The organism is Salinicola halophyticus (assembly GCF_003206695.1).
Taxonomy (GTDB): Bacteria; Pseudomonadota; Gammaproteobacteria; order Pseudomonadales; family Halomonadaceae; genus Salinicola; species Salinicola halophyticus.
Genome location: NZ_PZJN01000012.1, coordinates 1 through 253 on the forward strand (window position 1 = coordinate 1; position 253 = coordinate 253).

A 253-nucleotide genomic window follows, 5' to 3' on the forward strand; every position below is an offset into this window, starting at 1 on the left:
AAGACCGTCACCATCACCGTGACCGGCACCAACGATGCCCCGATCGCTCAGGCTGCCACGGCCACGACGGAAGAGAACACGTTGCTGACCGGTCAGGTCCCGGCGGCATCGGATGTCGATGGGACGATCGCCAGCTACGCGCTCGACACCGGCGTAGGTCAGGGCAACGGTAGCCTGACATTCAATGCCGACGGCTCCTACAGCTTCACGCCCGGCACCGACTTCGACGGTCTGGCTACCGGCGAGAGCCGCG

The 253-nt window shown here is 65.6% G+C and carries 1 protein-coding gene (cut by a window edge); it reads left to right on the forward strand.

Annotated elements, in window-relative coordinates; translation table 11 throughout:
- Positions 1–12: 12 nt before the first annotated feature.
- On the forward strand, positions 13–253 hold the 5' portion of the coding sequence (locus DOM58_RS17790; protein WP_425353405.1) for an Ig-like domain-containing protein. It continues 59 nt past the right edge of the window; 241 of the gene's 300 nt are visible here — the first part of the coding sequence; the start codon lies at positions 13–15; its stop codon lies off the right edge, out of view.